Below are 23,667 nucleotides of genomic sequence, written 5' to 3'. Positions count from 1 at the left end.
CGGTCAGATCCTGGGAGAGCTGGGAGAGCTGGGAGAGCTGGGAGAGAGCGGGACACGAAGCTCCGCAGCGAGTACTTCCGCCGACTGGCGGGCCACTGCCGCCACGACCCGGCCCGGCAGCCAGCCGGGAGTGAGGAGCGATGCGGTCGAGTCGAGCATCGTCGCGGTGGGAGCCGGTGACGACGGAGGGAGCGCGTGCAGCACCTCTGCAGCGGTGGGGCGGTCCGCCGGGTCCCTCGTCAGACAGGAGGAGATCAACCCCCTGAGTGAGTCGGGGAGTTCGGAACCCTCGGGAACTGTGTGGCCGGTGGCGGCGTACGCGAGGACCGCGCCCAGCGCGTAGATGTCACCCGGCGGGCGCGGGCGGCCGCCCGACGCCTGCTCCGGGGGCAGGCTGCCCGGCTCCAGGCCCGGGCGTCCGGTGCGCTGTTCGCCGTCCGGAGCCGCTGCCCGTACCGCACCGAAACATGTCATGCGCGGGCCGTCGCCGGCCAGGAGCACGGCCGCGGGGGACAGGCCCGCATGCGTGATGCCCGTGGCGTGCGCGCCCGCAAGCGTCTCGGCCAGCGCCGCGCCCAGGGCGCGGACGGTGCGCTCGGGCAGGGGGCCGCCGTGGACTGCCAGGGCTACAGGGAGTGGGAGCGCGGGTAGGTAGGGGGAGGCGTACCAGGGGGCCGTGGACGGGGTTGCGACTTCGACGACGGGGGCGACCCAGGGGCCCAGCAGACGGCGGGCCGCGTTGGCTTCGACGAGGAAGCGGCTGGGGTCGACGCCGTCGAGGGGAGCGCTTACCAGGACCGTACGATCGCCGTCCGCGCTGCGCGCGATGAAGCGGCGCTCGGGAACGGGCGGGAAGCCGGGGCCGGTCGGATCGAGGCGCGTGATCAGGTAGTACGAGCCGATCTGTCGTGGAGCGTCCAGGCGTGCTCGTTCCATGTGCGAATCCCCCGTCAATAAGACAACAGCAGGAGAGCCTACCGACTGCACGAGCGAGGCTTCGCCGGGAGGTGGCGGCGGCGCCAAGCCGTACTCTCACGCGGGGTTGTGGTGAAAGCCCAACTCATGACCATTTAATGGTAATTGCATGTGCAATCGAAGGGGGTGTTGTCTGTGGCGCACGCTGGCTACAGTGGCCGGTGAAGCTGTTGGTGACGGGGGAGGGCGTGTTGAGAAGGGCGGGAGTGGGTTCGTCCCGCCGGTTTCCTGGGGTTGTCGTGCCGACGTGTGTGCTCTTGGCGAGCAGCGCGTGCAGCGGGAGCGAAGAGGAGCCGGAGAAGAAGCCCAAGCCGTCGGTCGCACTGACGCCCTTGAGCCGTGCCTGCGGGGGGATCTTCGACAAGGAGACGGTTGCCGAAGTGTTGGGTGAAGTGACGACTACGAAGTCACCGCGCGCGGTGAGGACTTCGTCTTCTGCATGCACGTCTCGCAGAGCGAGTCGGCGGAGGGCGGGTTCGCCGTTCCGGGAGCGGACGGGTCGAGCACGGTCGTGCCCGAGTACGAGCTGACCGCCACCGTCGACGAGGGCTCCTGCTGAACGTCGCTGCCGCGTACGAAAGCGGCCGTCCCCGTATCACGGGGGCGGCCGCTGTCGCGTTCCGGCAATCAGAAGACCGGCATCGCGACCAAGGTGCCCTTGTTCAGAAGGAAAACGCGGTTGCCCGCGGCGGCCATGTGCCAGGGGCCTTCGGAATCCGGTTCGTACGTCCACAGAAGCTTGAGATCCGCATCCTCGGACAGGGAATCCGTGAATGCCGAAACGCCCGACGACGTACCGCCCTCGGTGATCCAAAGGGTGTTGCTCTCGACGACCGGTGGCAGTCGGGAAGGGGCGCTGCTGTCCGGCCATGAGATGTCGCTCAGAGTGCCGGACTCCTTGAACACGCGGCGGAGGATTCCGCTGTCGAGAGCGGCGATGTGGTTGCCGTCGATGGCGGGGGAGCTCCAGCCCTCAGCGGGGTCGAACGACTCGGACGCTGTGGACCAGATCTCCGCGCCGGACGCCAGCTGCAGGGCGGTGAGATTCTTTCCGCCGAGGTAGACGACTCCTTTTTCGACGGCGGGCGACAGGGCCGTCGTGGTCTGCCCCTTCACGCGCCACGCCTCATCGCCCTTCTTGGCGTCGACGGCAAAGTAGGTTCCGTCCGCGGTGCACACGACCAGCCGCCCCGCGTCCGCCGCTGCCACGGTTTCAGGATCGATGGTGGACTCGCCGGCCACTGTCCAGCGAACCTTGTGGTCGGCCGTGTCGATCGCGGTCAGTTGGTTGTCCTTGGTCACCGCGTACACGGTTGAGTCCTTGGCCGCGGCGACGAGAAGCTTCTCCGCATTGGCCGCAACACTCCACCGTCGCTCGCTGGTGGACGCGTCGACAGCCAGCACCTTGCCGTCCACGTCGGCTGCGAGGAAGAGGTCGTCCGTCAGTTGCAGGAAGCCGGCGGACGGAGACACCTCCGGAAGGTGCCACTTCCGCTTGCCATTGGTCACCAGGTGAGCGGCAAGTCCCCCTGAGGGGTGGGCGAACATGACGACGTCCCGCATTGCCAGCAGCTTGGACGCGTCCGGGCCGGCGACCTTCAGCGGGCCCCACAGGGGTTTCGGCGGCGTGCCTTGCTTGTAGTCCGCGGCAGTCAGCAGTCTGGCCGCTGGGGCGTCGCCCGCCGCGGGTAGATCGGGGCCTCTGGTCAGCCACCAGGCTGTCCCTCCTCCGCCCATGGCCAGCACCGCGCCACCGACCGCGAGAGAGGAGGCGAGGAAGCGTCGCCGTGACGGGCTCCCGTGGTCGACGGCGGTGCCGGTCACTGTGCCGAACTGTTCTGACCGGGCCTCGTGCTCCTTGATCCGGGTGCCGAGAGCGCCCTGTTTCCATGTGCGGTGCGCGCCCCGAGGGGGCACGAACGCCTCGACAAGTGCTGAGGTCTGGGGACGATGCGCGGGATCCTTGGCCAGACACGGGGCGATGAGGGGCTGGAGCGACGGCGGCACGGCATCGAGGTCCGGGCTTCCGTGCACCACCTCGTACTGGACTGCCGCGACATGCGGCCCGTCGTAGGCCGGCTTGCCGCTTGCCGCGTACACCAGGACGGCTCCGAAGGAGAACACATCGGCGGACGGGTCGACGCGCTGCCCCAGGATCTGCTCGGGTGCGCCATATCCGGGAGTGGCCGGTGCCTGACCCGTGGTGGTGAGGGTGAGGCCGTGCGTGGGCCGGGCGATGCCGAAGTCGATGATGCGTGGGCCGGAGGAAGTGAGCACGATATTGGCCGGCTTGAGATCGCGGTGCACCAGGCCCGCGGCATGAATGTCCTTGAGCGTCGATGCCAGGGCGCGGGCCAGCCCCCGTACGCCGGCGTCGTCCAGTGGCCCATGGGCCGCTACCGCCTGATCCAGCGTCGGTCCGGCCAGATACTCCGTGGCGATCCACGGGCGTCCGCCCTCCGTCTGCGCACCCAGGACGCGTGCGATTCCCTTGCTCGTGACCGCCTGCGCGGTCTGCGCCTCCCGAACGAAACGCTGAGCGAGGTGCTGGTCGTGCCCGAGTTCCGGGCGAAGCACCTTGACGGCCGCGGTCCGGCCGGAGTTGTCGTGGCCGAAGTACACCTTGCCCATTCCGCCCTCTCCCAGGACTCCCGCGAGGCGGTAGGGCCCCAGCCGGATCGGGTCGCCGAAGGAAAGGGGGAGCATGTGTGGGTCGGCCTTTCGTGATGACGATGCGTACGGGGAGGCTAAACGGTGTCTGTCACGGGCAGCGCGGTGATGGGCCCTTCCCCGACGCCGATGAGCCGCCCGTCAGAGAGCAGCGCGGCGAACCGGTCGAGACTCTCCTTGTGAAGCCAGACGGTCTCGTGTGTGCGGAGATCGATTGCGCGGAGTCCCGCCGCGCTGTGCTTGTAGACGTACCGATTTCCGACCGTGGGCGCCACTTTCAGCTCACCCCCTGACTGGACGGGGTCCTTCTCCCGCCAGAGGAGCTTGCCGGTCTCGGCGCTGACGGCCACGAGTGCACGTGCTCCCGCACCTTCCACCGCGTAGACCACTCCGTCTTTCAGTGCGGCAGCGCCGTACGAGGCGACGTTCGTGCCCTGGTACTTCCAGACTTCCTTGCCGTCGGCCAGACGCAGCGCCCGCAGCGCACCCGAAGCGACGTAGAGGTGCTCGTCGCTCAAGGCCATCGGGCTTCTCGCGATCTCGTCGGCGTCGAGGCGGAGGGACGTCCGCCAGATGTCTGTTCCCGTGCGCGTGTCGCAGACGAGCACATCGACCGCGCCGGAGTCCGTCCGGAACTGCAGGACCAGGTACGAGCCGCTCACGCGAGCCCCTGTCACCCACGGGACTTCACCGGGTACGGACTCTTTCAGGATCAGCTCTGTGCGCTTCTTGCCGTTCGAGAGGGAGAACGAGGCAATCAGCCAACCTCGTTCGGGGCCGATGCCGCTCGACGCCTCGGTATCTGTCTTGCGTACCGGCGCCGTGAGCACCCAAGCGGCACCGCCGGCGACGGAAACCAGCTGATTGCCCAGCAGTTTTCCGTTGTAGGCCCGCTCGTGGACGTCCGGGTCCATGGGCTTTCCGTCATCCAGATTGATCTGTGCGACGCGGAGTCCCTCCTTCGGATCGAGGGAGTACTCCAGCGCATAGAGCTTCTCTCCGTCGGTGGCCACATCCCATGGATGCAGCACCTGGCTGCTGGACCAGAGGTTCCGGCCGGTCGACGCTTCTATGGCGGTCATTCCGTCGCCCTGGAGCACGATTGCCTTGTCCCCGACCAGCAGTGGGCGCCCGACCTCGGCCGGTGCCGCTGTATCGATGCTTCGCCGCCACAGGGGGGTGGGAGCCTTCGTGGAACCTGCGGCTCCCTGAGTGTTCGCGCCACGGCCGTCGAGCCATGCCCATGCTCCGATGCCCGCGCCGACGACACCGAGCAGCGAACTCCCGCCGACGACAAGGAGTTTGCGGCGGCTCACACCGCGCCCCTGTGCGGCCGGAAGGGTTTCGGCGACGGAGTGGTGGGAGGGCGCCGGACGGCGGTACGGCTGGTACTGCCAGACCTCCGTTGCCCGGCGGGCGACCTCGCCGAGGACCGATTCGGGAAGGTGATCCGCGAACTCGCCCTGCCCGTCGTGCAGTTCGGCGACAAGACGCGACGGGGTCGGGCGCTGGGCCGGGTCCTTCGACAGGCAGCGGGTCAGGATCGGGATCAGGGACTCGGAGACACCGGTCAGGTCCGGGTCGGCGTATCGGACGCGGTAGAGGAGGTCTGCGGCTTGGCCGGCGCCGAAGGGGCCGTGGCCTGTTGCGGCGTACGTCAGCACACCCGCGAGGGCGAAGACGTCGCCTGCCGGGGTGTGTTCCTGGCCGGTTGCCTGTTCGGGAGACATGAAGGCCGGTGTGCCCGCGGCTGCTCCGGTGCGGGTGAGGCGGTCGTCTCCTGCCGCGCGCGCGATGCCGAAGTCGATGATTTTGGGGCCGTACGCCGTGACCATCACGTTGGAGGGCTTGAGATCGCGATGGACGACGTCGGAGCTGTGGAGCTGGGCGAGGGCTCCGGCGAGAGCAGCGCCGAGGGCGCGGACCGAGGCTTCCGGGAGGGCCCCGGTGAGGGAGACCGCGTCGTCGAGGGGCGGGCCGAGTACGTACTCCGTTGCCAGCCACGGCGTAGGGGCCAGCGGGTCGGCATCGACGACTGTCGCGCCATGGTGGCCGCCGATGATGCGGGCCGCGTCGGTTTCCAGGCGAAAACGGGTGCGGGAGGCCGGGTCCGAGGCGATGCGCGGGTGCATGGTCTTGAGAGCGACGGTACGGCCGCCGGCGGAGCGCGCAAGATACACGGTGCCCATGCCGCCGCTGCCCAGCCGGGCGATGAGACGGTACGCGGCGATGGCGACGGGATCGTCGTGGGTCAAGGGGGAGAGCATCGGTCAGGTCCTGGGCCGGGGGCCACGCGGGTCGGCCATTGACGGCAGCACTGTGTGCAGTCGTCCCATGTGTGAATCCCCCTTGGTGTCCCCAACAGCATCAGGAGAGCTTACTCAGCGACCGGAAGCGCGAATTCGGCGGCTCGACGGATGTCTGATCGTGGATCACTTTCCTGTCGGGGCAGGCTCGGCAGCGAGAGCAGATGTACTCAATTGGGCCGGGCGGCAACGGAGGGGGCGTGAGTGGTGCTGCTGAGGAGCTGAATAAGTGTGCGTGCTCAGGGGAGTTGGTGATCCATACTCATCCGGGCCCACGCCGGAAGCGGCAGGGTTCGTACGAGATCCCCCCCCCACGTGCGGGTGGCATGCCCGCGAAAGAGGTGCACACCGATGACTCAACCGCCGTACCCGGGGCCTCCGGGCGGGCCGGGGCAGTATGGGCAGCCAGGACCGCAGGATGCGCGGCCCGGGGGGCCGGCGGGTCCGCCTCCGCCGGCGCAGCCGCCACAGTATCCGCCGCCCCAGGCTTCGCCGTATGGCGCGTCCTACGGCCCGTACGGTCAGCAGCCTGCGCCGTACGGGAGCTATCCCCCGCCCCCGCCCCCGCCCTCCGGCGGACGTAGGACCCCCCTGGTCATCGCCGCCGCGGTCGTGGCGGTTGCCGTCATAGGCGGCGCTGTCTGGTTTGCCACCTCCGGCGGCGATGATGACAACAAGCCTTCGGCAGCGAAGAGTTCACAGGTCGGCGCGAGTCCGTCCGTGAGCGTGCCGGGGAGTGAGCAGCCGGCGGTCGAGCCCGGCGTCGTTCCGAGCGAGGAGGAGTCCGACAGCATCGGCGCCGAGCCGACCGGGACCGGCATGGCGGGCATGTGGAGGTCGGACTCCGGCGGTGGGATTCTCGGGCTGAAGGAGAGCACGGACACCGACAAGCCGAACAAGATCACGGTCATCCTCGTCTCCGGCGGGCTCGAGTGCCGCGGGATCCGGAAGGTCGAAGAGCCCGACAGGAAATACCAGATCGCGATGCTTTGCGAGCGCGGCGGGAAGCAGGTCAAGGAAGAGGATCGCGGCGGGGATCTCACGTACAGCGGCGGGGACACCGTCACCGTCAAGTGGTTCAAGGGCAAGACCGGTTCCGAGACGTTCACCCGCTACGGCGACTGGCCGGAGAGCTGAGGACGACCTGACGGCCACCGCCGTCGAGGGGTCGTGTCGAGGCTTGCGGATAGGTCCCGCCGACGCGAAAGCGGCCGCCCCTGCGCCAGAGGGGCGGCCGCTTTCGCGTCCGTGGAGGCCGTGACCGGAATCGAACCGGCGTAACCCGCTTTGCAGGCGAGTCCCTCAACCACTCGGGCACACGGCCGTGTGTCTCCAATGCCTCGACCGTAGGCCGGGCTTCCGCGGTGCTCAAGGGTCCTGCGCGGGCTGCAATGCGACTGCCATACGGCGTTCATGGTCGTACGCGGGTCGTACGACCAAGGGACCAGCCGGCTTCCCCCCAGCGACAGGGGCAATTGCGGATCATGGCCCTTACTCTGGGGGCCATGACCGTCCTCGAACCCCGTGACGCCCAGGTCACGCCGCCGTCCGCCGGCACAATCGTGGTCCCCGGTGGCCAAGGCGTCCTCGGCAGGACGCATCGTGCGCTCAGTGTCGGGATCGTCTCCGTCGTCGTGCTGATCGCGTTCGAGGCGACCGCCGTCGGCACCGCGATGCCCGTTGCCGCGCGGGAGTTGCACGGTATTTCGCTGTACGCCTTCGCCTTCTCCGCGTACTTCACCACCAGCCTCTTCGCGATGGTGCTCTCCGGGCAGTGGGCCGACCGGGACGGGCCGCTGTGGCCGCTCGCCACCGGGATTGCGGCGTTCGGGGCGGGGCTGCTGCTGTCCGGGACCGCGGGGGCGATGTGGCTGTTCATCGTCGGGCGGGCGGTGCAGGGGCTTGGCGGCGGGCTGGTGATCGTCGCGCTGTACGTGGTCGTCAGCCGGGCGTACTCGGAGCGGCTGCGGCCCTCGATCATGGCCGCGTTCGCCGCGAGCTGGGTGATCCCCTCGGTCGTGGGGCCGCTCGCGTCCGGGACCGTCACCGAACAGCTCGGCTGGCGCTGGGTCTTCATCGGCATTCCGGTGCTTGTGGTGTTCCCGCTGGCGCTCGCCCTGCCCGCGATCCGGCGGATGGCGGCCGGGCCCGCCGATCCGGACGCGCCGCGGCAGTCCTTCGACGGGCAGCGAATCCGGTTGGCGCTCGGGATCTCGGTGGGGGCGGGGCTGCTGCAGTACGCGGGACAGGAACTGAGGTGGCTGTCGGTGATCCCGGCGCTGGCCGGTACGGCGCTGCTGGTGCCCGCCGCGCTCGGGCTGCTGCCGCGGGGTACGTACCGGGCGGCAGCTCGGGCTGCTGCCGCGGGGTACGTACCGGGCGGCGCGGGGGCTGCCGTCCGTCGTACTGCTGCGGGGCGTCGCGGCCGGGTCCTTCATCGCGGCGGAGTCCTTCGTACCGCTGATGCTGGTCACTCAGCGCGGGCTGTCGCCCACCATGGCCGGACTGTCGCTGGCGGTCGGCGGGGCGACGTGGGCGCTCGGGTCGTACGTACAGTCCCGGCCGCGGGTCGAACCGTACCGGGAGTGGCTGATGGCACTGGGGATGGTGCTGGTCGCTGCGGCGATCGCGGCGGCGCCGAGCGTGCTGATCGCGTGGGTGCCGGTGTGGATCGTGGGGGTCGCGTGGGGCGTGGGCTGCCTCGGCATGGGCATGGTGATCTCTTCGACGAGCGTCCTGCTGCTGAAGCTGTCCGCGCCGGAGGAGGCGGGCGCGAACTCGGCGGCGCTGCAGATCTCGGACGGGCTGTCGAACGTGCTGCTGCTGGCGGCGGGGGGTGCGGCGTTCGCCGCGCTGGGCGGGGGAGCGGTGGGGGCGGCGCACGCGGCGTCGGGTGCGGCGGGATCGTCGGGCTCGCACCCGGGGGCGTTTGCGGCGGTGTTTCTGCCGATGGCGGGGGTGGCGCTGGTGGGGGCGTGGGTGTCGACGCGGCTGCGGACGCGGTGACCGGGGCCCGACCCTGGGCTTCGCCCGGGATCCCTGGGGGAGTTGGACGCGGGGGCTGACGCCTCCACGCCCCGATGCGCGGGCGGATTTGTCCCCCACCCCGCCCCTTCCCGAAACTGGGGGATCCCCCAGGCCCCCTGGGGGGAGGGGAACGTGGGGGCTGACGCCCCCACACCCCGGATGCGCCGGCTTCGCGGCGCGGGGGCACGTGCCCGACGATTCGCCGGCTTCGCGGCGCGGTTGGACACGGGGTGCCCGGGAGCCTTGGGGTGCAGGGGGACGCGTAGGGGTCGTGTTGTGGACGTAAAAGCGGCGCAGCTCGCGCGAAGCGCGGTGAGGAAAGCAGTCCAGAATTCGAGCCCCGTAGCGGCCCCCAGACCCGCACCCGCGGTCCCGGTTCGCCGGACAGGCCCCTGGCCCGCGCCCCGGACGCCCGCAGCCGCGGACCCGTGCATCCCGGACAGGCCAAGACCCGCACCCGCGGTCCCGGCCAGCCGGACAGGCCCCTGGCCCGTGCCCCGGACGCCCGCAGCCGCGGACCCGTGCATCCCGTACAGGCCGAGGCCCGCGCCCGTGGGCCCCGCGGACCCCCTCAAGACCCGCGCCCAAGACCCGCCGCCCCCTGTGAGGCCCGTCTCACCCCTCGGCGACCCGGCCCGTCCGCCCCAGCCCCCGCAGTCACACCGGTAGGGTGGCCCGGTTGTCATACCTGGACTGTCAGAGCTGGACGAGCGTCGAACCCGGAGACCGTGAGTACTACTACCGCCTCCCACTCCCACCACCTCTCCCCCGCCTTCCCCGGCCGCGCCCCCTGGGGTACGGCCAACAAGCTGCGGGCCTGGCAGCAAGGCGCCATGGAGCGGTATCTCCAGGAGCAGCCGCGGGACTTTCTCGCCGTCGCCACCCCCGGCGCCGGCAAGACCACCTTCGCGCTCACCCTCGCCTCCTGGCTGCTGCACCACCACGTCGTGCAGCAGGTGACCGTCGTCGCCCCCACCGAGCACCTCAAGAAGCAGTGGGCGGCCGCGGCCGCGCGGGTCGGGATCAAGCTTGATCCGGAGTACAGCGCCGGGCCGCTGAGCAAGGAGTACCACGGGGTCGCCGTCACGTACGCGGGCGTCGGCGTGCGGCCCATGCTGCACCGCAACCGCTGCGAGCAGCGCAAGACCCTCGTCATCCTCGACGAGATCCATCACGCCGGTGACTCGAAGTCGTGGGGCGAGGCCTGCCTCGAGGCCTTCGACCCGGCGACCCGGCGGCTCGCGCTCACCGGTACGCCCTTCCGGTCCGACACCAATCCCATCCCCTTTGTGCAGTACGAGGAGGGGAACGACGGCATTCGGCGGTCCGCCGCGGACTATACGTACGGATACGGCAATGCTCTCGGGGACGGCGTCGTCCGGCCCGTGATCTTTCTCAGCTACAGCGGCAATATGCGGTGGCGCACCAAGGCCGGTGACGAGATCGCCGCCCGCCTCGGCGAGCCGATGACCAAGGACGCCATCTCGCAGGCCTGGCGCACCGCGCTCGACCCGCGCGGGGACTGGATGCCCAATGTGCTGCGCGCCGCGGACAAGCGGCTGACCGAGGTGCGCAAGGGCATCCCGGACGCCGGTGGGCTCGTCATCGCGTCCGACCAGGACTCGGCGCGCGCGTACGCGAAGCTCATCCGTGAGATCACCGGAACCAAGGCGACCGTCGTCCTCTCCGACGAGGCCGCCGCGTCCAAGCGGATCGAGGAGTTCAGCGAGAACGAGGATCGCTGGATGGTCGCGGTCCGCATGGTGTCCGAGGGCGTCGACGTGCCGCGGCTCGCGGTGGGGGTGTACGCCACCACCATTTCGACGCCGCTCTTCTTCGCGCAGGCCGTAGGACGTTTCGTACGCTCCCGCCGTCGCGGCGAGACCGCGTCCGTCTTCCTGCCGACCATCCCCAACCTCCTTGGTTTCGCAAGCGAGATGGAGGTCGAGCGCGACCACGTTCTCGACAAGCCGAAGAAGGACGGGGAAGAGGACCCGTACGCCGAATCCGAGAAGGAGATGGCGGAGGCGGAGAAGCAGCAGGACGAGGACACCGGTGAGCAGGACATGCTCCCCTTCGAGGCGCTCGAGTCCGACGCCGTCTTCGACCGAGTGCTGTACGACGGCGCCGAGTTCGGCATGCAGGCGCACCCCGGAAGTGAAGAGGAGCAGGACTACCTGGGGATCCCGGGGCTTCTCGAGCCCGACCAGGTGCAGTTGCTCCTGCAGAAGCGGCAGGCCCGGCAGATCGCGCACAGCCGCAAGAAGCCGGACGAGGAAGCCGATCTGCTGGAGATGCCGGCCGAGCGGCGACCGGTCGTCTCGCACAAGGAGCTGCTGGAGCTCAGGAAGCAGCTCAACACGATGGTCGGCGCGTACGTCCACCAGAGCGGCAAGCCGCACGGCGTCATCCACACCGAGCTCCGCCGGGTGTGCGGTGGGCCGCCGAGTGCCGAGGCGACCGCCGGGCAGATCCGGGAGCGGATCAAGAAGGTCCAGGAGTGGGCGACCCGTATGCGGTGACGCGTGTACGGATGCCGAACGGGCCCGGGTGCGTGGGTACGCACCCGGGCCCTGCTCATCCCGCGGCGACGTGGGCCCTTCCCCGCGCATGGCCGGCGCGGAGAAGTCGGCCATCGTGGAAGCGCCCGGATTCTGGACGAGGTCTTCCGCTGAGCGGACCAGGTCGCTACTGTCCCCGCAATGCATACGCCCCGTGGCAGCGCCGCCGCGGAGCGCAGCCGGTGTGCATGCCATGAACTGCCGGCGGCCTCTGGGTGCGTCGCCGATGGGACCGGTGTCGCTGTATCCGTGGAGGACCGTCGTCACTCACTCCGAAGGAGAGGGCGTCGTGACCGCGGAAACCTCCCAGACGCTCGACCGGGGACTCAGAGTCCTCAAACTGCTCGCCGACACCGACCACGGGCTGACCGTCACCGAGTTGTCCAACAAACTCGGCGTCAACCGCACCGTCGTCTACCGCCTGCTGGCCACGCTCGAACAGCATGCGCTGGTACGCCGCGACCTGGGCGGCCGCGCCCGGGTCGGGCTCGGCGTGCTGCGGCTCGGCCGCCAGGTGCACCCGCTGGTGCGCGAGGCCGCGATGCCGGCGTTGCGCTCGCTCGCGGAGGACATAGGGGCGACCGCGCATCTCACTCTTGTCGACGGCTCGGAGGCCCTTGCGGTCGCGGTCGTCGAGCCGACCTGGACGGACTATCACGTGGCGTACCGGGCGGGTTTCCGGCACCCACTGGACCGGGGCGCGGCAGGCAAGGCGATCCTCGCGGCACGCCAGGGCAAGTCGAACGAACCCGGGTACACGCTCACCCACGGCGAGTTGGAGGCGGGCGCGAGCGGGGCGGCCGCGGCGCTGGTCGGGGTGACCGGGCTGGAGGGGAGCGTGGGTGTGGTGATGCTGGCGGACTCCGTGCCGGAGAGGGTGGGGCCGCGGGTGGTGGACGCGGCCCGCGAGGTCGCGGACGCGTTGCGCTGAGGTTTGGCGGTCACCGGGTCCGGCCCCCGGCGCGGGCTGTTGAGTCCTCTGCCCCGGCCCCGGCCGGTGAGCGGACCCGGGCACTGAGGTCCCGGGCGGGAGTTCTGTCCCCCGCCCCGGCCCCGGCCGGCCGGCGGACCCGGGATCCCCTTACCCGCAGCTCGGTACCCCCGCCCCCGCCCCCGATACATTGAGCACCGTGCTCTCCAGTCTCACGCGCACCCGCGCCATCGCCCTGTGCGCTCTCCCCGTCCTCGCCCTCTTCGCCGCCGTCGGCCTCGCGCCGTTGCCGTACGCCATCGCTGGGCCCGGGACCACCGCGAACGTGCTCGGCGAGGACAAGGGCACACCGGTCATCACCATCGCCGGCGCACCCACCCGTAAGACCAAGGGGGAGCTGCGGATGACGACCATCGTGGCGACCGGGCCGTCCGCCGATGTCGATCTCGGTGATGTGGCCGACGCCTGGTTCAGGACGGACCGTGCGGTGCTGCCGCGTGACTCCGTCTATCCGCCGGGCAAATCGGACAAGGAAGTCGAAGAGCACAACCTCAAGGACATGGAGCAGTCGCAGGACGCCGCCACCGCCGCCGCACTCGGCTACCTGGGCGAGAACCCGGCGAAGGTGAAGGTCACCCTGCACCTCGCCGACATCGGCGGACCCAGCGCCGGGTTGCTCTTCTCGCTCGGGATCGTCGACAAGCTCGACGGCGACGGCGCGGGCGGCGATCTGACCGGTGGCCGGACCATCGCCGGAACGGGGACGATCAGCACGGACGGCAAGGTGGGCGCGGTCGGCGGGGTGTCGCTCAAGACTCAGGCCGCCAAGCGGGACGGCGCGAGCGTCTTTCTCGTGCCCAAGAAGGAGTGCTCCGACGCGAAGGCGGAACTCCCCAAGGGGCTGCGGCTGATCCCGGTGACGACCCTGCGGGGCGCGGTGGACTCGCTGCGGGCTCTGGAGAAGGGCGGGAAGGTCCCGAGCTGCTGACCCCGCCCCCGCCGGACGCGCTGCTGACCCCGCCCCCGCCGGACGCGCTGCTGACCCCGCCCCCGCCTCCCGAGCCGCCGGACGCGCTGCCCGAGCCGGGTCTTGCCGCTGACCCTGGCAGGCTCGCACCGAGTCACCTCAGGCGCCGTCGTCCTCCGCGGCCTGCTCCACCAGCGGAATGATCCGCAAGCGCACGGGATTCTCCATGACGATCGCCGTGGAGGCCCGGACAATGCCTTCAAAACCGACAACGCGGTCGATCACCCGCTGGAGATCCGCGTTGGAACGGGCGACCAGCCGGCAGAGCATGTCGCCGTGGCCCGTGGTGGTGTGCAGCTCGAGCACCTCGGGGACGGTTGCCAAATGGGACCGCACATCCGCGCCCTGTCCCTGCTTGATCTCCAGCGTGGCGAACGCGGTGACGGGATAGCCGAGCGCGGCCGGGTCCACATCGGGGCCGAATCCGCGGATCACTCCATTGGACTGAAGACGGTCGAGCCGGGCCTGCGCGGTGCCGCGGGCCACGCCGAGCCGGCGGGAGGCCTCCAGCACCCCGATGCGCGGCTCGCGGGCCAGCAGGACGATGAGCCGGCCGTCCAGATGATCGATCGCCATGACGGTCTCCCTGGTGGTCATCATGTACAGATAGCCCCACCATCGTGCTCCTCTGCTGTGCATATTGACCAGAGAAAACAGAAACTATTGCGCACCTTGTGGATCGGAGGGAGCCTGCTGTTATGACTGAGACCATCGATCACACCCCCGCCACCGCGCGCAAGGCAGACCCCTTCCCGGTGAAGGGAATGGACGCGGTCGTCTTCGCCGTCGGCAATGCCAAGCAGGCCGCGCACTACTACTCCACGGCCTTCGGCATGAAGCTCGTCGCGTACTCCGGACCGGAGAACGGCAGCCGTGAGACCGCGAGTTATGTGCTGACCAACGGCGCCGCGCGCTTCGTCTTCACCTCCGTCATCAAGCAGTCCACCGACTGGGGCCGCTTCCTCGCCGACCATGTCGCCGAGCACGGCGACGGCGTCGTCGACCTGGCCATCGAGGTGCCGGACGCGCGGGCCGCGTACGCGTACGCCACCGAGCACGGCGCCACCGGTCTCACCGAGCCGTACGAGATCAAGGACGAGCACGGCACGGTCGTGCTGGCCGCGATCGCGACGTACGGCAAGACCCGGCACACGCTGGTCGACCGCTCCGGCTACGACGGCCCGTACCTGCCGGGCTTCGTCGCCGCCGACCCGATCGTCGAGCCGCCGGCCAAGCGCACTTTCCAGGCCATCGACCACTGTGTGGGCAATGTCGAGCTCGGCAGGATGAACGAGTGGGTGGCCTTCTACAACAAGGTCATGGGCTTCACCAACATGAAGGAGTTCGTGGGCGACGACATCGCCACCGAGTACTCCGCCCTGATGTCGAAGGTCGTCGCCGACGGCACGCTGAAGGTGAAGTTCCCGATCAACGAGCCGGCGATCGCGAAGAAGAAGTCGCAGATCGACGAGTATCTGGAGTTCTACGGCGGGGCCGGTGTCCAGCACATCGCGCTCGCCACCAACGACATCGTCGCGACGGTGCGGAGCATGCGGGCGGCGGGAGTCAAGTTCCTGGACACGCCCGACTCGTACTACGACACGCTCGGCGAGTGGGCGGGCGAGACGCGGGTGCCGGTCGAGACGCTGCGCGAGCTGAAGATCCTGGTCGACCGCGACGAGGACGGCTATCTGCTGCAGATCTTCACCAAGCCGGTGCAGGACAGGCCGACGGTCTTCTTCGAGATGATCGAGCGGCACGGCTCGATGGGCTTCGGCAAGGGCAACTTCAAGGCGCTCTTCGAGGCGATCGAGCGCGAGCAGGAGAAGCGCGGAAACCTCTGACGCCTGAGAAACCCGACTTCTGCGAAACCCCTCGACGTCTGCGCTGCACGTCCACGCGGCCCCACAGATCCTGACCTGTGGGGCCGCACGCATGCTCACGACCGGCGGCGTGTGCGCTGCCCGTCGGCTACGCCACGCTGCGCCGACGCCGCGCCTGCTCGACGAGCAGCAGGACCGCGGTCAGCAGGACCACGGCGGCCGCGGATGCGTGCACGCCGAGCGCGACGGCGACGGATCCGCCGTTGCCGAGCACGGCGGCGGCGTCGCCGGCCGGTACGAGGACGTCGGCGAGCACCACCCAGCCCAGGGCGCGGCGCTGGCCCAGCGCCAGCAGGGTGAACGCAGTGGCTCCCAGGGCGAGGTCGCGTACGCCCTTCACGACGAAGTACCCGGCGGCATTGCCCTCGGGCCAGGGGCTGATGCCGAAGCCGGAGGCGGCTCCGGCCCCGTTGAGCAGGAAGTTGAGTCCGAAGAAGGTGAAGGCGGCGCCGGTCAGGACGGCGAGGACGGTGGCGGTGCGCGACATGGACATGGTTTCCCCCACGGAGATGTCTAGCATTGCTAGGACTTCGGTCGATGCTAGATCTAGTGTCGCTCTCATGTCTAGCGGTGCTAGGATTTTGCTCATGTCGCTACAGGAACGCCGAGCGAGAGAACGAGAAGAACGCCACCGATTGATCGTCACCGCGGCCCGTGAGCTGGCCGAGGCGGAGGGCTGGGAGGCGGTGACCACACGGCGGCTGTCCGAGCGCGTGGAGTACAGCCAGCCCGTCCTCTACAGCCACTTCAAGGGCAAGAGCGCGATCGTGGCGGCCGTCGCGGTCGAGGGGTTCGCCGAACTCGCCGACGAGCTGCGGTGCGTCCGCGCCGAAAGCGCGGAGAGACCGCGAGTGTCACTGCTCGCCCTCGCGAACGCGTATCTGGACTTCGCGCGGCGGCGGCCCGCGGTGTACGAGGCGATGTTCGTACGGCAGATCGACATCACGTTCGGCACACAGGAGTCGCCCGCGCCGCTGAAGGCCGCGTTCGGCGAGTTCCTGGCAGTCGTCGAGACGATCGCGGGCGGGCGCGACCCCGAGCTGCTGACCGAGGTCGTCTGGAGCGCGCTGCACGGCCTGGCCACTCTCACCGAGGTCGACCGGCTCCGCCCGGAACATCACCGGGCCCGGGTCGACCTGCTTGTCTCCCAGCTCGCCGAGGTTCCGGGGTCCTAGGCTTGAGGACATGGCCAGGATCAACGACGTAGGCGGGATGCAGGGCTTCGGGCCCATCGACACCACCGACGACACCGAGCCCTTCCACGCGGACTGGGAAGCCCGGGTGTTCGCCCTCAACCGTGCGCTCATCGCCGGGAAGGTCTTCAACCTCGACGAGTTCCGCGACGCCATCGAATCGATGGCGCCCGCCGAGTACCTGGCGGCCTCGTACTACGAGCGCTGGTTCCACGCCATCGTCACTCTCCTGGAGAGCAAAGGCGTCATCGAGGCGGGCGAGCTCGATGACTGACCGCTTCGCTCCTGGCGCCCACGTGCGGACCGTGCACCACGATCCGCCGCACCACACCCGGCTGCCGCGGTACGCCCGAGGCAAGCACGGCACCGTCGTCGAGCCCGAGGGCCGGTCGCCGCTCGCCGACGTCCGCTCGCAGGGGCGCGACGACGCACCCGTCGAGCAGGTCTACGCCGTACGGTTCGCGGCCCGTGAGCTCTGGGGCGACGGCGACCACCACGTCGTACTGGATCTGTTCGAGAGCTACCTGGAGGACGAGCAGCCGTGACCGGAACCCACTCGGACGCCTTGATCTCCCGCCGCGTACGCCGTCTGGAGACCCTCCTGGAGGAGCGCGGTGTCGTCGCGGGCGCGGCGCTCGACGAGGTCATCGACGCCTTCCTGAGCGGTGCGTCCCCGGCGAACGGGGCTCGGGTGACCGCCCGGGCCTGGACCGACGCGGCCTTCCGCGCCCGGCTGCTGGCGGACGGCACGGCAGCCGTCGGCGAACTCGGCTTTGCGGCCGGGGGAGTCCAGACGCAGCGTCTGCGCGTCGTCGAGAACACCGCGCACACGCACAACGTCATCGTGTGCACGCTCTGCTCGTGCTACCCGCTCCGGCTGCTCGGCCCGTCCCCGAGCTGGTACAAGAGCGAGGCCTACCGCTCGCGCGTGGTCCGCGAACCACGGGCGGTACTGGAGGAGTTCGGGCTGCGGCTGCCGCCCGATGTGGAGATCACGGTGTGGGACTCCACATCGGAGACCCGCTACATGGTGCTGCCGCGCCGCCCCGAGGGTACGGAGTCGCTGACGGAGCCGGAACTGGCGGCACGGGTGACACGGAACGGGCTGATCGGCACGGCAGAGGTCTGAGAGCCGCCGCCGGCCGGGCACCGGTTCCGTCACCCCGACCGCCTTGACGCTGTCGGCTTCGCCCCGGCCGTCGTGGACGGTGAGGCCTGCGCCGGTCTCGCCCCGGCGGTGGCGGACGGTGAGGCCTGCGACGGGCTCTGATCGGACGTGGCGGACGGTGAGGAGGCCTGCGGCGGGCTCTCCTCGGCCGTCCTGGACGGCGAGGCTTGCGGCGTGCTCTCCTCCGCCATCGCCGACGGCGACTCCTGGGCCTCCGGCGGGACCTCCTCCACCGCATCCCCGTCCCCGTCCGTCCCCGTCACATCCTTCGGGCCGCCAGGAGGCGGTTCCCCCAGCACGTCCAGCGCGTCCCGTGCCTCGGGTGCCAGCAGCGGCGAGAAGTACGGGTTGATCCGCAGCGCCTCCTCGAGGTGCCTGCGGGCCGGGCCGGTCATTTTGAGTGCGCGTTCGATCTCGGCGCGGTGGTAGGTGAACAGCGCGCTCCGCAGCCCCTGCTCCGTCGCCTTCTTGGCATACGGCAACGCCTCCTTCGGCCTGTCCATCCGGTACAGCGCCCACCCCAGGGCGTCCGCCGCGGACATGCTCCGGTGCCCCCGGTCCCATTCAGCTTGCAGCCGGCGCACGGCCGCGGCCGGATCGCCGTGGTCCGCCTCGAAGAGGCCCAGCACGACGTCGTCGTCCACCCCGTCCGCGTCCGTCCCATCGGACCTGTCGGACCTCTCGACCCGGTCGCGCAAATGGTCGTACTGCGTCTGCGCATCCCCGTCCAGCCCCAGCGACTCGTACAACTCGCCTGCTGCCAGGGCGTATTCGGGCAACCGCACCATCCCGAGCGCCGACTCGTAGTCGCGGAAGGCCTCGTCCGTACGCCCCAGCGCGGCCAGTGCCCGAGCCCGCGACGCCAGTGATGGATGGTGGTCCGGCGCCAGCTTCAGCGCCAGGTCGTACTGCTCCAGCGCCTCCATCGGTTCGCCCCGCTCCCACGCCAGATCGCCGAGCCGGTGGCGCGCGGACGCCTTCTCCTCGGGCGCCTGCGCGCCGCCCACCGCGTCGTACGCCAGCGCTGCCGCGTCCTCGCGCCAGCCGCGGTCGCGGTAGATCTCGGCCGCCCGGCCCAGCGTCTGCGCGCTCGGGTGCAGCTCCATGAGCTTGTCCATCGCCTTGCCGGCGGCCCTGTAGTCGCCGAGCCCGTTGTACGCGTCGATCAGCGCCGGATACGCGCTCCACCGCGTCGGCTGCTGCTTCCTCGCGCTGTCGCCCAGCGCACGGGCCCGGGCGTAGTCGTGCCGGGCGTTGGCCAGCGCCGCGAGCCCCACCAGCGCCTCGACGTTGCCCTTCCCGCCCGGCAGCACCGTAAGCGAACGCAGCAGCGCGCTCTCCGCCTTCGGGTAGTAGTCCGCGTCCGCCAGCCGGGAGCCCTGCTCCACATACGCGGAGCCGAGCACCGCCCATGACTCCTCGTCCTTCGGGTGTGCCCGCACCCACCGCTCGCGGTCGTCGATGAGGGCGGTCAGATCGGCGAGGGAGGCCGGCGCCCCGCCGGCCACCGCCTCAGCCGCCCGTCCCAACGCTCCCGGCGCGGGCGGCGGTCCGTCATCACCCCACCCCGGCGCGAGTGTGATCACCCCGACGACCAGCGTCGCGCCGACCAGCGTGCCGATCGCGACGTTCTTCACATGTTCGCTGTTCATGGCGCTCACTGTGCGTCAGTAAGCAGCCAGTACGAAGAAAGCACTCGGCCCTGCGCAGCGGAAGGCAGACGGGTTCACACCGATGGCCCCCGGTGCGAGGCTGGTGCCATGGACGATCTTCTGGACCGGCTGCGTGCCGGGCTGCCCGCCGAGGCCCTGATCACCGACCCGGACATCACGGCCTCGTACGCCAACGACATGGCGAGCTTCTGCGCCGCGGGCACCCCCGCGGTCGTCGTGCTGCCACGCACCGTCGAGCAGGTCCAGCACGTCATGCGCACCGCGACCGGGCTGCGCGTCCCCGTCGTCCCGCAGGGCGCCCGTACCGGCCTGTCCGGGGCGGCCAACGCCTCCGACGGCTGCATCGTGCTGTCCCTGACGAAGATGGACAGGATCCTGGAGATCAGCCCGGTCGACCGGATCGCCGTCGTGGAGCCGGGCGTCGTCAACGCCGTGCTGTCCCGGGCGGTGGGCGAACACGGTCTGTACTACCCGCCGGACCCCTCCAGCTGGGAGACGTGCACCATCGGCGGCAACATCGGCACCGCGTCCGGCGGGCTGTGCTGCGTCAAGTACGGAGTGACCGCCGAGTACGTGCTGGGCCTGGAGGTCGTCCTCGCCGACGGCCGGCTGCTCAGCACCGGCCGCCGCACCGCCAAGGGCGTCGCCGGATACGACCTGACGAGGCTCTTCGTCGGCTCGGAAGGCAGCCTCGGCATCGTTGTCAAAGCCATCCTCGCGCTCCGGCCGCAGCCACCCGCGCAGCTCGTGCTGGCGGCCGAGTTCGACTCCGCGGCCGCCGCCTGTGAGGCGGTCTGCGCGATCATGGAACGCGGCCATACGCCTTCGCTCCTGGAGCTCATGGACCGCACGACCGTACGGGCCGTCAACGCCATGGCGAACATGGGCCTGCCCGACACCACCGAGGCGCTGCTGCTCGCCGCCTTCGACACCCCGGACCCGGCCGCCGACCTGGCCGCCGTCGGCGAGCTGTGCAGCGCGGCGGGTGCCACCCAGGTCGTCCCGGCCGAGACCGTCGCCGAGTCCGAACTCCTCCTCCAGGCACGGCGGTTGTCACTCACTGCCCTGGAGACCGTGAAGACGGCCACGATGATCGACGACGTCTGTGTGCCGCGCTCCAGGCTCGGCGCGATGATCGAGGGCACGGCCGCCATCGCCAACAAGTACGACCTCACCATCGGCGTCTGTGCCCATGCGGGCGACGGCAACACCCACCCCGTCGTCTGCTTCGACCACGCCGACGCGGACGAGTCCCGCCGCGCCCGCGAGTCCTTCGACGAGATCATGGCGCTCGGCCTGGAACTCGGCGGCACCATCACCGGCGAACACGGCGTCGGCGTACTGAAGAAGGAGTGGCTGGCGCGCGAACTCGGCCCGGTGGGCGTGGAGATGCAGCGAGCCATCAAGCACACCTTCGATCCGTTGGGCCTGCTCAACCCCGGCAAACTCTTCTGAGGCCGTGGCTCCTTCTGGGACCACAGGCCTAAGGCGAATGCCCGATGGTCCGGGCAGGGCCCTCCGCAATAACGTGAAGGTGCAGATGAAGGAGGAGCCGTGCCCGCACAGCTTGATCACACCATCGTCCACAGCCGCGACCGGTTCGCCGGCGCACGCTTTCTCGCCGAGCTGATCGGGGAGCCGGAGCCCAGGCCGTTCGGCCCGTTCGCCAGCCTGCCGCTGGCGGGCGGCGTCACCCTCGACTACCTCGACGCCGGGGGTGCCATCACGCCGCAGCACCTGGCCTTCCTCGTCTCCGAGGAGGAGTTCGACGAGATCTTCGGCCGGATCACCGACCGAGAACTCCCGTACTGGGCCGATCCGACGCACGCCAAGCCGCAGCAGATCAACCACCACTACGGGGGCCGCGGGGTGTACATAGACGACCCCGACGGCCACTCCCTGGAGTTCATCACGCATACGTACGTGACCGATTAGGACAGGGCCTGGGGCCCGCACCGACAAGGCATCCGTCACCGCTCAGGCATTGCCGTCCTTGGACTCGTCCGGGGAGCACGGGTCCCGCAGCCGCAGATCGTCGGCCGGAGTGGGCGCGAACAGCTCGGCGAGGCCGTCGTCGAGAGAGAGCTGCTCGGACTCGGAGCCCGGGGGGACCACCCGCAGGGTCCGCTCCAGCCAGGCGGACACCACTTCCGCGGGCGCCTCGAGCAGCGCCTCGCCGTCGGGGGAGCAGAGGGCCATCAGCACCACGCCCCGGCCGTCGATCTTGGTCGGCCAGATCCGGACGTCGCCGTCGCCGCCGGGCCTGAACACCCCTTCGACCAGCAGCTCGCGGGAGAAGGTCCATGAGACGGGGTGGTCGGAGCCGATGTGAAAGGTGATGTGGACGGCGTACGGGTCGTCCGTGCGGTAGGCCAGTCGAGCGGGGACAGGGATGCTGAGCTCGTGCGACAGCACCAGTCTGAGCTCCACCTCGCGCTCCACCACGGTGTGCATGACAGTGCTCCTTCCTTCCGTTACGAGGCCTTGTGAGCCGGCCGTACCAGGAGAGAGCACGTTGCCCGGCCGCTATGACGCGACTTTCGGGGGCAACTTTCCGTGCTGTGCCGTGGTGCGGTCCGTTACCGGAAAGTGGTCGTTACGGCAGGACCGGCCCGGGGGTGCGCAAGCGTCTGATAGATGTGGTGCCTTGTATTGCGGCTCTCGAGGAGATACGGGACCACGGTGATGAGCGCCCCAACCCCGGCCACAGGCGACGGCAGTCCCACGCCCGGCTACTACCCGGACCCATCCATCCCTGGATATGTCCGGTATTGGAACGGTGCCGCATGGGTGCCCGGAACAAGCCGCCCCGCGCCGAAGACGGGCGAGGCGATGCCCGCGGCGCCCGGCTCGGCGGCATCCGCGCCCGCCGCGAGCCAGGGCCCGGTACCCGCCCCGGCTCCCTCTCCCCTGGAGGAGACCGGTCCGGTCTTCCTCGACGAGGAGCCGAGCGACGAGCCGTCCCGCCCGGAGCCCGCCACTGCCTGGCACGCCGACACCTCGCGGCAGACCGGCTTCGGCGGCGAGCGCGACAGCCGCGTCTCCTGGGGCGGCGCGAGCGGTACGGGAGGAACGGGCAGCGGCCAGGACCCGCGCACCCAGAGCGACTTGGGCACCTCTGCTGCCTCCGGTGCTTCTGGTGCGTCCGCCGACCCGACCGGTGGCGCCCTGCCCGGCGTACGCTCCCTCGCTCCGTCCGCCGGGGGCGAGCCGCCCGTCGACGGCACGGTCGGCATCCGTCCCCTGCGCCCCGGCCAGGGTGCGTCCTCCGCCCCCGGTTCGGGCGCCGCGGACCCCTCGGCGGCAGCGCCCACGGGCGAGCCGTCCGCTCGCCGGCCCCAGCCTCAGCCGCCCGTCGACAGCACCGGCGCGATCCGCGCCATGCGTCGTGGCCTGCCCACCGGCGCCGCCGGGCAGGCCGACGGCCTGCTGTCGGTCCGGTCCATGACGCCGGGGGCAGCGAGCGCACCGACCGCGCCCACCCCGCCGCAGACTCCGGCCCAGCGCGGCCCGCAGCCCCAGGCGCCCGCCCAGCCGCAGCCCGAGGCGTCCGCGCAGTCCCAGACCCCTGTCACCAACGGCCCCGGCGGCGGCTCGGCCTCCTGGGCTCAGCAGGTCCACCAGCTCGCCAGGACCGGCCCCGAGGGCGAGCAGCCGGTCGCTCCCTGGAAGCCGCCGGTCAACGACCCCTTCCTGCAGGCCGCCCAGGCCCAGGCGGCGGCCCGCCCCGCGTCCCTCGGCAAGCGCCTCGCCGCCCGGCTGATCGACACCCTGCTGCTCGGGGCGCTCGTCGGCGCCGTCGCCGTACCGGTCGTATCGCAGGCGCGCGCCCATATCGACGACAAGATCGAGGCGGCGAAGCAGTCGGGCGAGACGGTCACCGTCTGGCTGGTCGACTCCACCACCGCCGGACAGCTCGGCATCGTCCTCGGCGCCCTGCTGGTCCTCGGCGTGCTCTACGAGGCGCTGCCGACCGCCAAGTGGGGCCGCACCCTCGGCAAGAAGCTCTGCGGCATCAGGGTCTGGGACATCGAGTCCCATGAGCCGCCGTCGTTCGGGGCGGCGCTGCGCCGCTGGCTGGTCTACGGAGTGCTCGGCGTGCTTGTGGTCGGTGTGCTCAATGTGCTGTGGTGCCTGTTCGACCGCCCGTGGCGGCAGTGCTGGCACGACAAGACGGCCCACACCTTCGTGACGAGCTGACTCCCGCAGGCCAGGGTTCCCCCGAACGGCGCGCGAGCCGTTGCGGGGGGCAC

At 70.4% G+C, this 23,667-nt stretch carries 19 protein-coding genes, 1 tRNA gene and 1 pseudogene; 13 read left to right on the top strand and 8 right to left on the bottom strand.

Translation table 11 applies throughout. The features are described from left to right. Positions 1-3: 3 nt before the first annotated feature. The 3 genes from ACI2LP_RS08015 to ACI2LP_RS08005 all read right to left on the bottom strand — a co-directional run bounded on the left by ACI2LP_RS08015 (position 4) and on the right by ACI2LP_RS08005 (position 5,900). The gene (locus tag ACI2LP_RS08015; protein ID WP_404723670.1) at positions 4-936 is read right to left on the bottom strand and encodes a serine/threonine protein kinase; all 933 of its coding nucleotides are present in this window, start codon (positions 934-936) and stop codon (positions 4-6) included. Between the two features lie 666 nt (positions 937-1,602). Next, complete coding sequence (locus tag ACI2LP_RS08010) at positions 1,603-3,681, bottom strand: PQQ-binding-like beta-propeller repeat protein (protein ID WP_404723669.1); 2,079 nt, start codon at positions 3,679-3,681, stop codon at positions 1,603-1,605. Between the two features lie 41 nt (positions 3,682-3,722). Next, positions 3,723-5,900, bottom strand: a complete 2,178-nt coding sequence (locus tag ACI2LP_RS08005) for a PQQ-binding-like beta-propeller repeat protein (protein ID WP_404723668.1) — start codon at positions 5,898-5,900, stop codon at positions 3,723-3,725. Positions 5,901-6,671: 771 nt separating this feature from the next. Here ACI2LP_RS08005 and ACI2LP_RS08000 point away from each other — a divergent pair. Next, positions 6,672-7,088 (top strand): hypothetical protein, encoded by a 417-nt coding sequence (locus tag ACI2LP_RS08000; protein WP_404723667.1) that lies wholly within the window; start codon positions 6,672-6,674, stop codon positions 7,086-7,088. A gap of 112 nt (positions 7,089-7,200) precedes the next feature. Here the strand turns inward: ACI2LP_RS08000 and ACI2LP_RS07995 are convergent. Further along, positions 7,201-7,275 (bottom strand) — tRNA-Cys (locus ACI2LP_RS07995). 181 nt (positions 7,276-7,456) lie between these two features. On the opposite strand from ACI2LP_RS07995, the pseudogene ACI2LP_RS07990 reads away from it, so the two are divergent. The 4 genes and pseudogenes from ACI2LP_RS07990 (at position 7,457) to ACI2LP_RS07975 (ending at position 13,458) form a co-directional block, all read left to right on the top strand. Next, a pseudogene (locus ACI2LP_RS07990) lies at positions 7,457-8,957 on the top strand (MFS transporter). A gap of 749 nt (positions 8,958-9,706) precedes the next feature. Then, the gene (locus ACI2LP_RS07985; protein WP_404723666.1) at positions 9,707-11,500 is read left to right on the top strand and encodes a DEAD/DEAH box helicase; all 1,794 of its coding nucleotides are present in this window, start codon (positions 9,707-9,709) and stop codon (positions 11,498-11,500) included. Between the two features lie 328 nt (positions 11,501-11,828). Then, positions 11,829-12,470 carry a helix-turn-helix domain-containing protein gene (locus ACI2LP_RS07980; RefSeq protein ID WP_360872838.1) on the top strand — a complete coding sequence of 214 codons (642 nt, stop codon included), beginning with the start codon at positions 11,829-11,831 and terminating at the stop codon, positions 12,468-12,470. Positions 12,471-12,669: 199 nt separating this feature from the next. Continuing rightward, positions 12,670-13,458 (top strand): PDZ domain-containing protein, encoded by a 789-nt coding sequence (locus ACI2LP_RS07975; RefSeq protein ID WP_404723665.1) that lies wholly within the window; start codon positions 12,670-12,672, stop codon positions 13,456-13,458. A 138-nt stretch (positions 13,459-13,596) separates the two neighbouring features. On the opposite strand, the gene ACI2LP_RS07970 is transcribed toward ACI2LP_RS07975, so the two are convergent. Next, positions 13,597-14,073: an Lrp/AsnC family transcriptional regulator gene (locus ACI2LP_RS07970; protein ID WP_404723664.1), complete on the bottom strand. Its 477-nt coding sequence runs from the start codon at positions 14,071-14,073 to the stop codon at positions 13,597-13,599. 122 nt (positions 14,074-14,195) lie between these two features. Between ACI2LP_RS07970 and hppD the strand changes: the two genes are divergently transcribed. Further along, positions 14,196-15,341 carry a 4-hydroxyphenylpyruvate dioxygenase gene (gene hppD / locus ACI2LP_RS07965; RefSeq protein ID WP_360872829.1) on the top strand — a complete coding sequence of 382 codons (1,146 nt, stop codon included), beginning with the start codon at positions 14,196-14,198 and terminating at the stop codon, positions 15,339-15,341. A 127-nt stretch (positions 15,342-15,468) separates the two neighbouring features. On the opposite strand, the gene ACI2LP_RS07960 is transcribed toward hppD, so the two are convergent. Then, positions 15,469-15,867: a DUF4267 domain-containing protein gene (locus ACI2LP_RS07960; protein WP_404723663.1), complete on the bottom strand. Its 399-nt coding sequence runs from the start codon at positions 15,865-15,867 to the stop codon at positions 15,469-15,471. A gap of 100 nt (positions 15,868-15,967) precedes the next feature. On the opposite strand from ACI2LP_RS07960, the gene ACI2LP_RS07955 reads away from it, so the two are divergent. Genes ACI2LP_RS07955 through nthA form a run of 4 tightly spaced genes read left to right on the top strand, consistent with a single transcriptional unit; the run spans position 15,968 to position 17,702 of the window. After that, positions 15,968-16,555 carry a TetR/AcrR family transcriptional regulator gene (locus ACI2LP_RS07955; protein WP_404723662.1) on the top strand — a complete coding sequence of 196 codons (588 nt, stop codon included), beginning with the start codon at positions 15,968-15,970 and terminating at the stop codon, positions 16,553-16,555. A 10-nt stretch (positions 16,556-16,565) separates the two neighbouring features. Next, positions 16,566-16,847, top strand: a complete 282-nt coding sequence (locus ACI2LP_RS07950; protein ID WP_404723661.1) for a hypothetical protein — start codon at positions 16,566-16,568, stop codon at positions 16,845-16,847. Further along, positions 16,840-17,118 (top strand): SH3-like domain-containing protein, encoded by a 279-nt coding sequence (locus tag ACI2LP_RS07945; protein WP_404723660.1) that lies wholly within the window; start codon positions 16,840-16,842, stop codon positions 17,116-17,118. Before ACI2LP_RS07950 ends, ACI2LP_RS07945 begins: the two co-directional genes overlap by 8 nt. Then, positions 17,115-17,702 (top strand): nitrile hydratase subunit alpha, encoded by a 588-nt coding sequence (gene nthA, locus ACI2LP_RS07940; protein ID WP_404723659.1) that lies wholly within the window; start codon positions 17,115-17,117, stop codon positions 17,700-17,702. Before ACI2LP_RS07945 ends, nthA begins: the two co-directional genes overlap by 4 nt. 29 nt (positions 17,703-17,731) lie before the next feature. Here nthA and ACI2LP_RS07935 read toward each other — a convergent pair whose 3' ends face one another. Then, positions 17,732-19,393 (bottom strand): hypothetical protein, encoded by a 1,662-nt coding sequence (locus tag ACI2LP_RS07935; protein ID WP_404723658.1) that lies wholly within the window; start codon positions 19,391-19,393, stop codon positions 17,732-17,734. Between the two features lie 108 nt (positions 19,394-19,501). On the opposite strand from ACI2LP_RS07935, the gene ACI2LP_RS07930 reads away from it, so the two are divergent. Both ACI2LP_RS07930 and ACI2LP_RS07925 read left to right on the top strand, forming a co-directional pair. Continuing rightward, positions 19,502-20,869: an FAD-binding oxidoreductase gene (locus ACI2LP_RS07930; protein WP_404723657.1), complete on the top strand. Its 1,368-nt coding sequence runs from the start codon at positions 19,502-19,504 to the stop codon at positions 20,867-20,869. 99 nt (positions 20,870-20,968) lie between these two features. After that, entirely contained in the window at positions 20,969-21,349 is a 381-nt protein-coding gene (locus tag ACI2LP_RS07925) for a VOC family protein (RefSeq protein WP_404723656.1), read from the top strand. Between the two features lie 42 nt (positions 21,350-21,391). On the opposite strand, the gene ACI2LP_RS07920 is transcribed toward ACI2LP_RS07925, so the two are convergent. Continuing rightward, positions 21,392-21,868, bottom strand: coding sequence for an SsgA family sporulation/cell division regulator (locus tag ACI2LP_RS07920; protein WP_404723655.1), 477 nt, complete (start codon positions 21,866-21,868; stop codon positions 21,392-21,394). Positions 21,869-22,099: 231 nt separating this feature from the next. Here ACI2LP_RS07920 and ACI2LP_RS07915 point away from each other — a divergent pair, with 231 nt between their 5' ends. Continuing rightward, a complete protein-coding gene (locus ACI2LP_RS07915) occupies positions 22,100-23,614 on the top strand; it encodes an RDD family protein (RefSeq protein ID WP_404723654.1) in 1,515 nt (504 codons plus the stop codon). Positions 23,615-23,667 lie beyond the last annotated feature (53 nt).

This window comes from Streptomyces sp. NPDC019890 (assembly GCF_044903445.1).
Lineage (GTDB): Bacteria > Actinomycetota > Actinomycetes > Streptomycetales > Streptomycetaceae > Streptomyces.
Note: the sequence above shows the minus strand (reverse complement) of the source record. Positions and strands in the feature narration are given on the sequence as shown.

Coding starts and splice junctions, on each gene's coding strand:
- ACI2LP_RS08015 (WP_404723670.1), bottom strand. CDS start 936: ATGGAACGAGCACGCCTGGACGCTCCACGACAGATCGGCTCGTACTAC.
- ACI2LP_RS08010 (WP_404723669.1), bottom strand. CDS start 3,681: ATGCTCCCCCTTTCCTTCGGCGACCCGATCCGGCTGGGGCCCTACCGC.
- ACI2LP_RS07970 (WP_404723664.1), bottom strand. CDS start 14,073: ATGGCGATCGATCATCTGGACGGCCGGCTCATCGTCCTGCTGGCCCGC.
- hppD (WP_360872829.1), top strand. CDS start 14,196: ATGACTGAGACCATCGATCACACCCCCGCCACCGCGCGCAAGGCAGAC.
- ACI2LP_RS07960 (WP_404723663.1), bottom strand. CDS start 15,867: ATGTCGCGCACCGCCACCGTCCTCGCCGTCCTGACCGGCGCCGCCTTC.
- ACI2LP_RS07955 (WP_404723662.1), top strand. CDS start 15,968: ATGTCGCTACAGGAACGCCGAGCGAGAGAACGAGAAGAACGCCACCGA.
- ACI2LP_RS07950 (WP_404723661.1), top strand. CDS start 16,566: ATGGCCAGGATCAACGACGTAGGCGGGATGCAGGGCTTCGGGCCCATC.
- ACI2LP_RS07945 (WP_404723660.1), top strand. CDS start 16,840: ATGACTGACCGCTTCGCTCCTGGCGCCCACGTGCGGACCGTGCACCAC.
- ACI2LP_RS07935 (WP_404723658.1), bottom strand. CDS start 19,393: ATGAACAGCGAACATGTGAAGAACGTCGCGATCGGCACGCTGGTCGGC.
- ACI2LP_RS07930 (WP_404723657.1), top strand. CDS start 19,502: ATGGACGATCTTCTGGACCGGCTGCGTGCCGGGCTGCCCGCCGAGGCC.
- ACI2LP_RS07920 (WP_404723655.1), bottom strand. CDS start 21,868: ATGCACACCGTGGTGGAGCGCGAGGTGGAGCTCAGACTGGTGCTGTCG.
- ACI2LP_RS07915 (WP_404723654.1), top strand. CDS start 22,100: ATGAGCGCCCCAACCCCGGCCACAGGCGACGGCAGTCCCACGCCCGGC.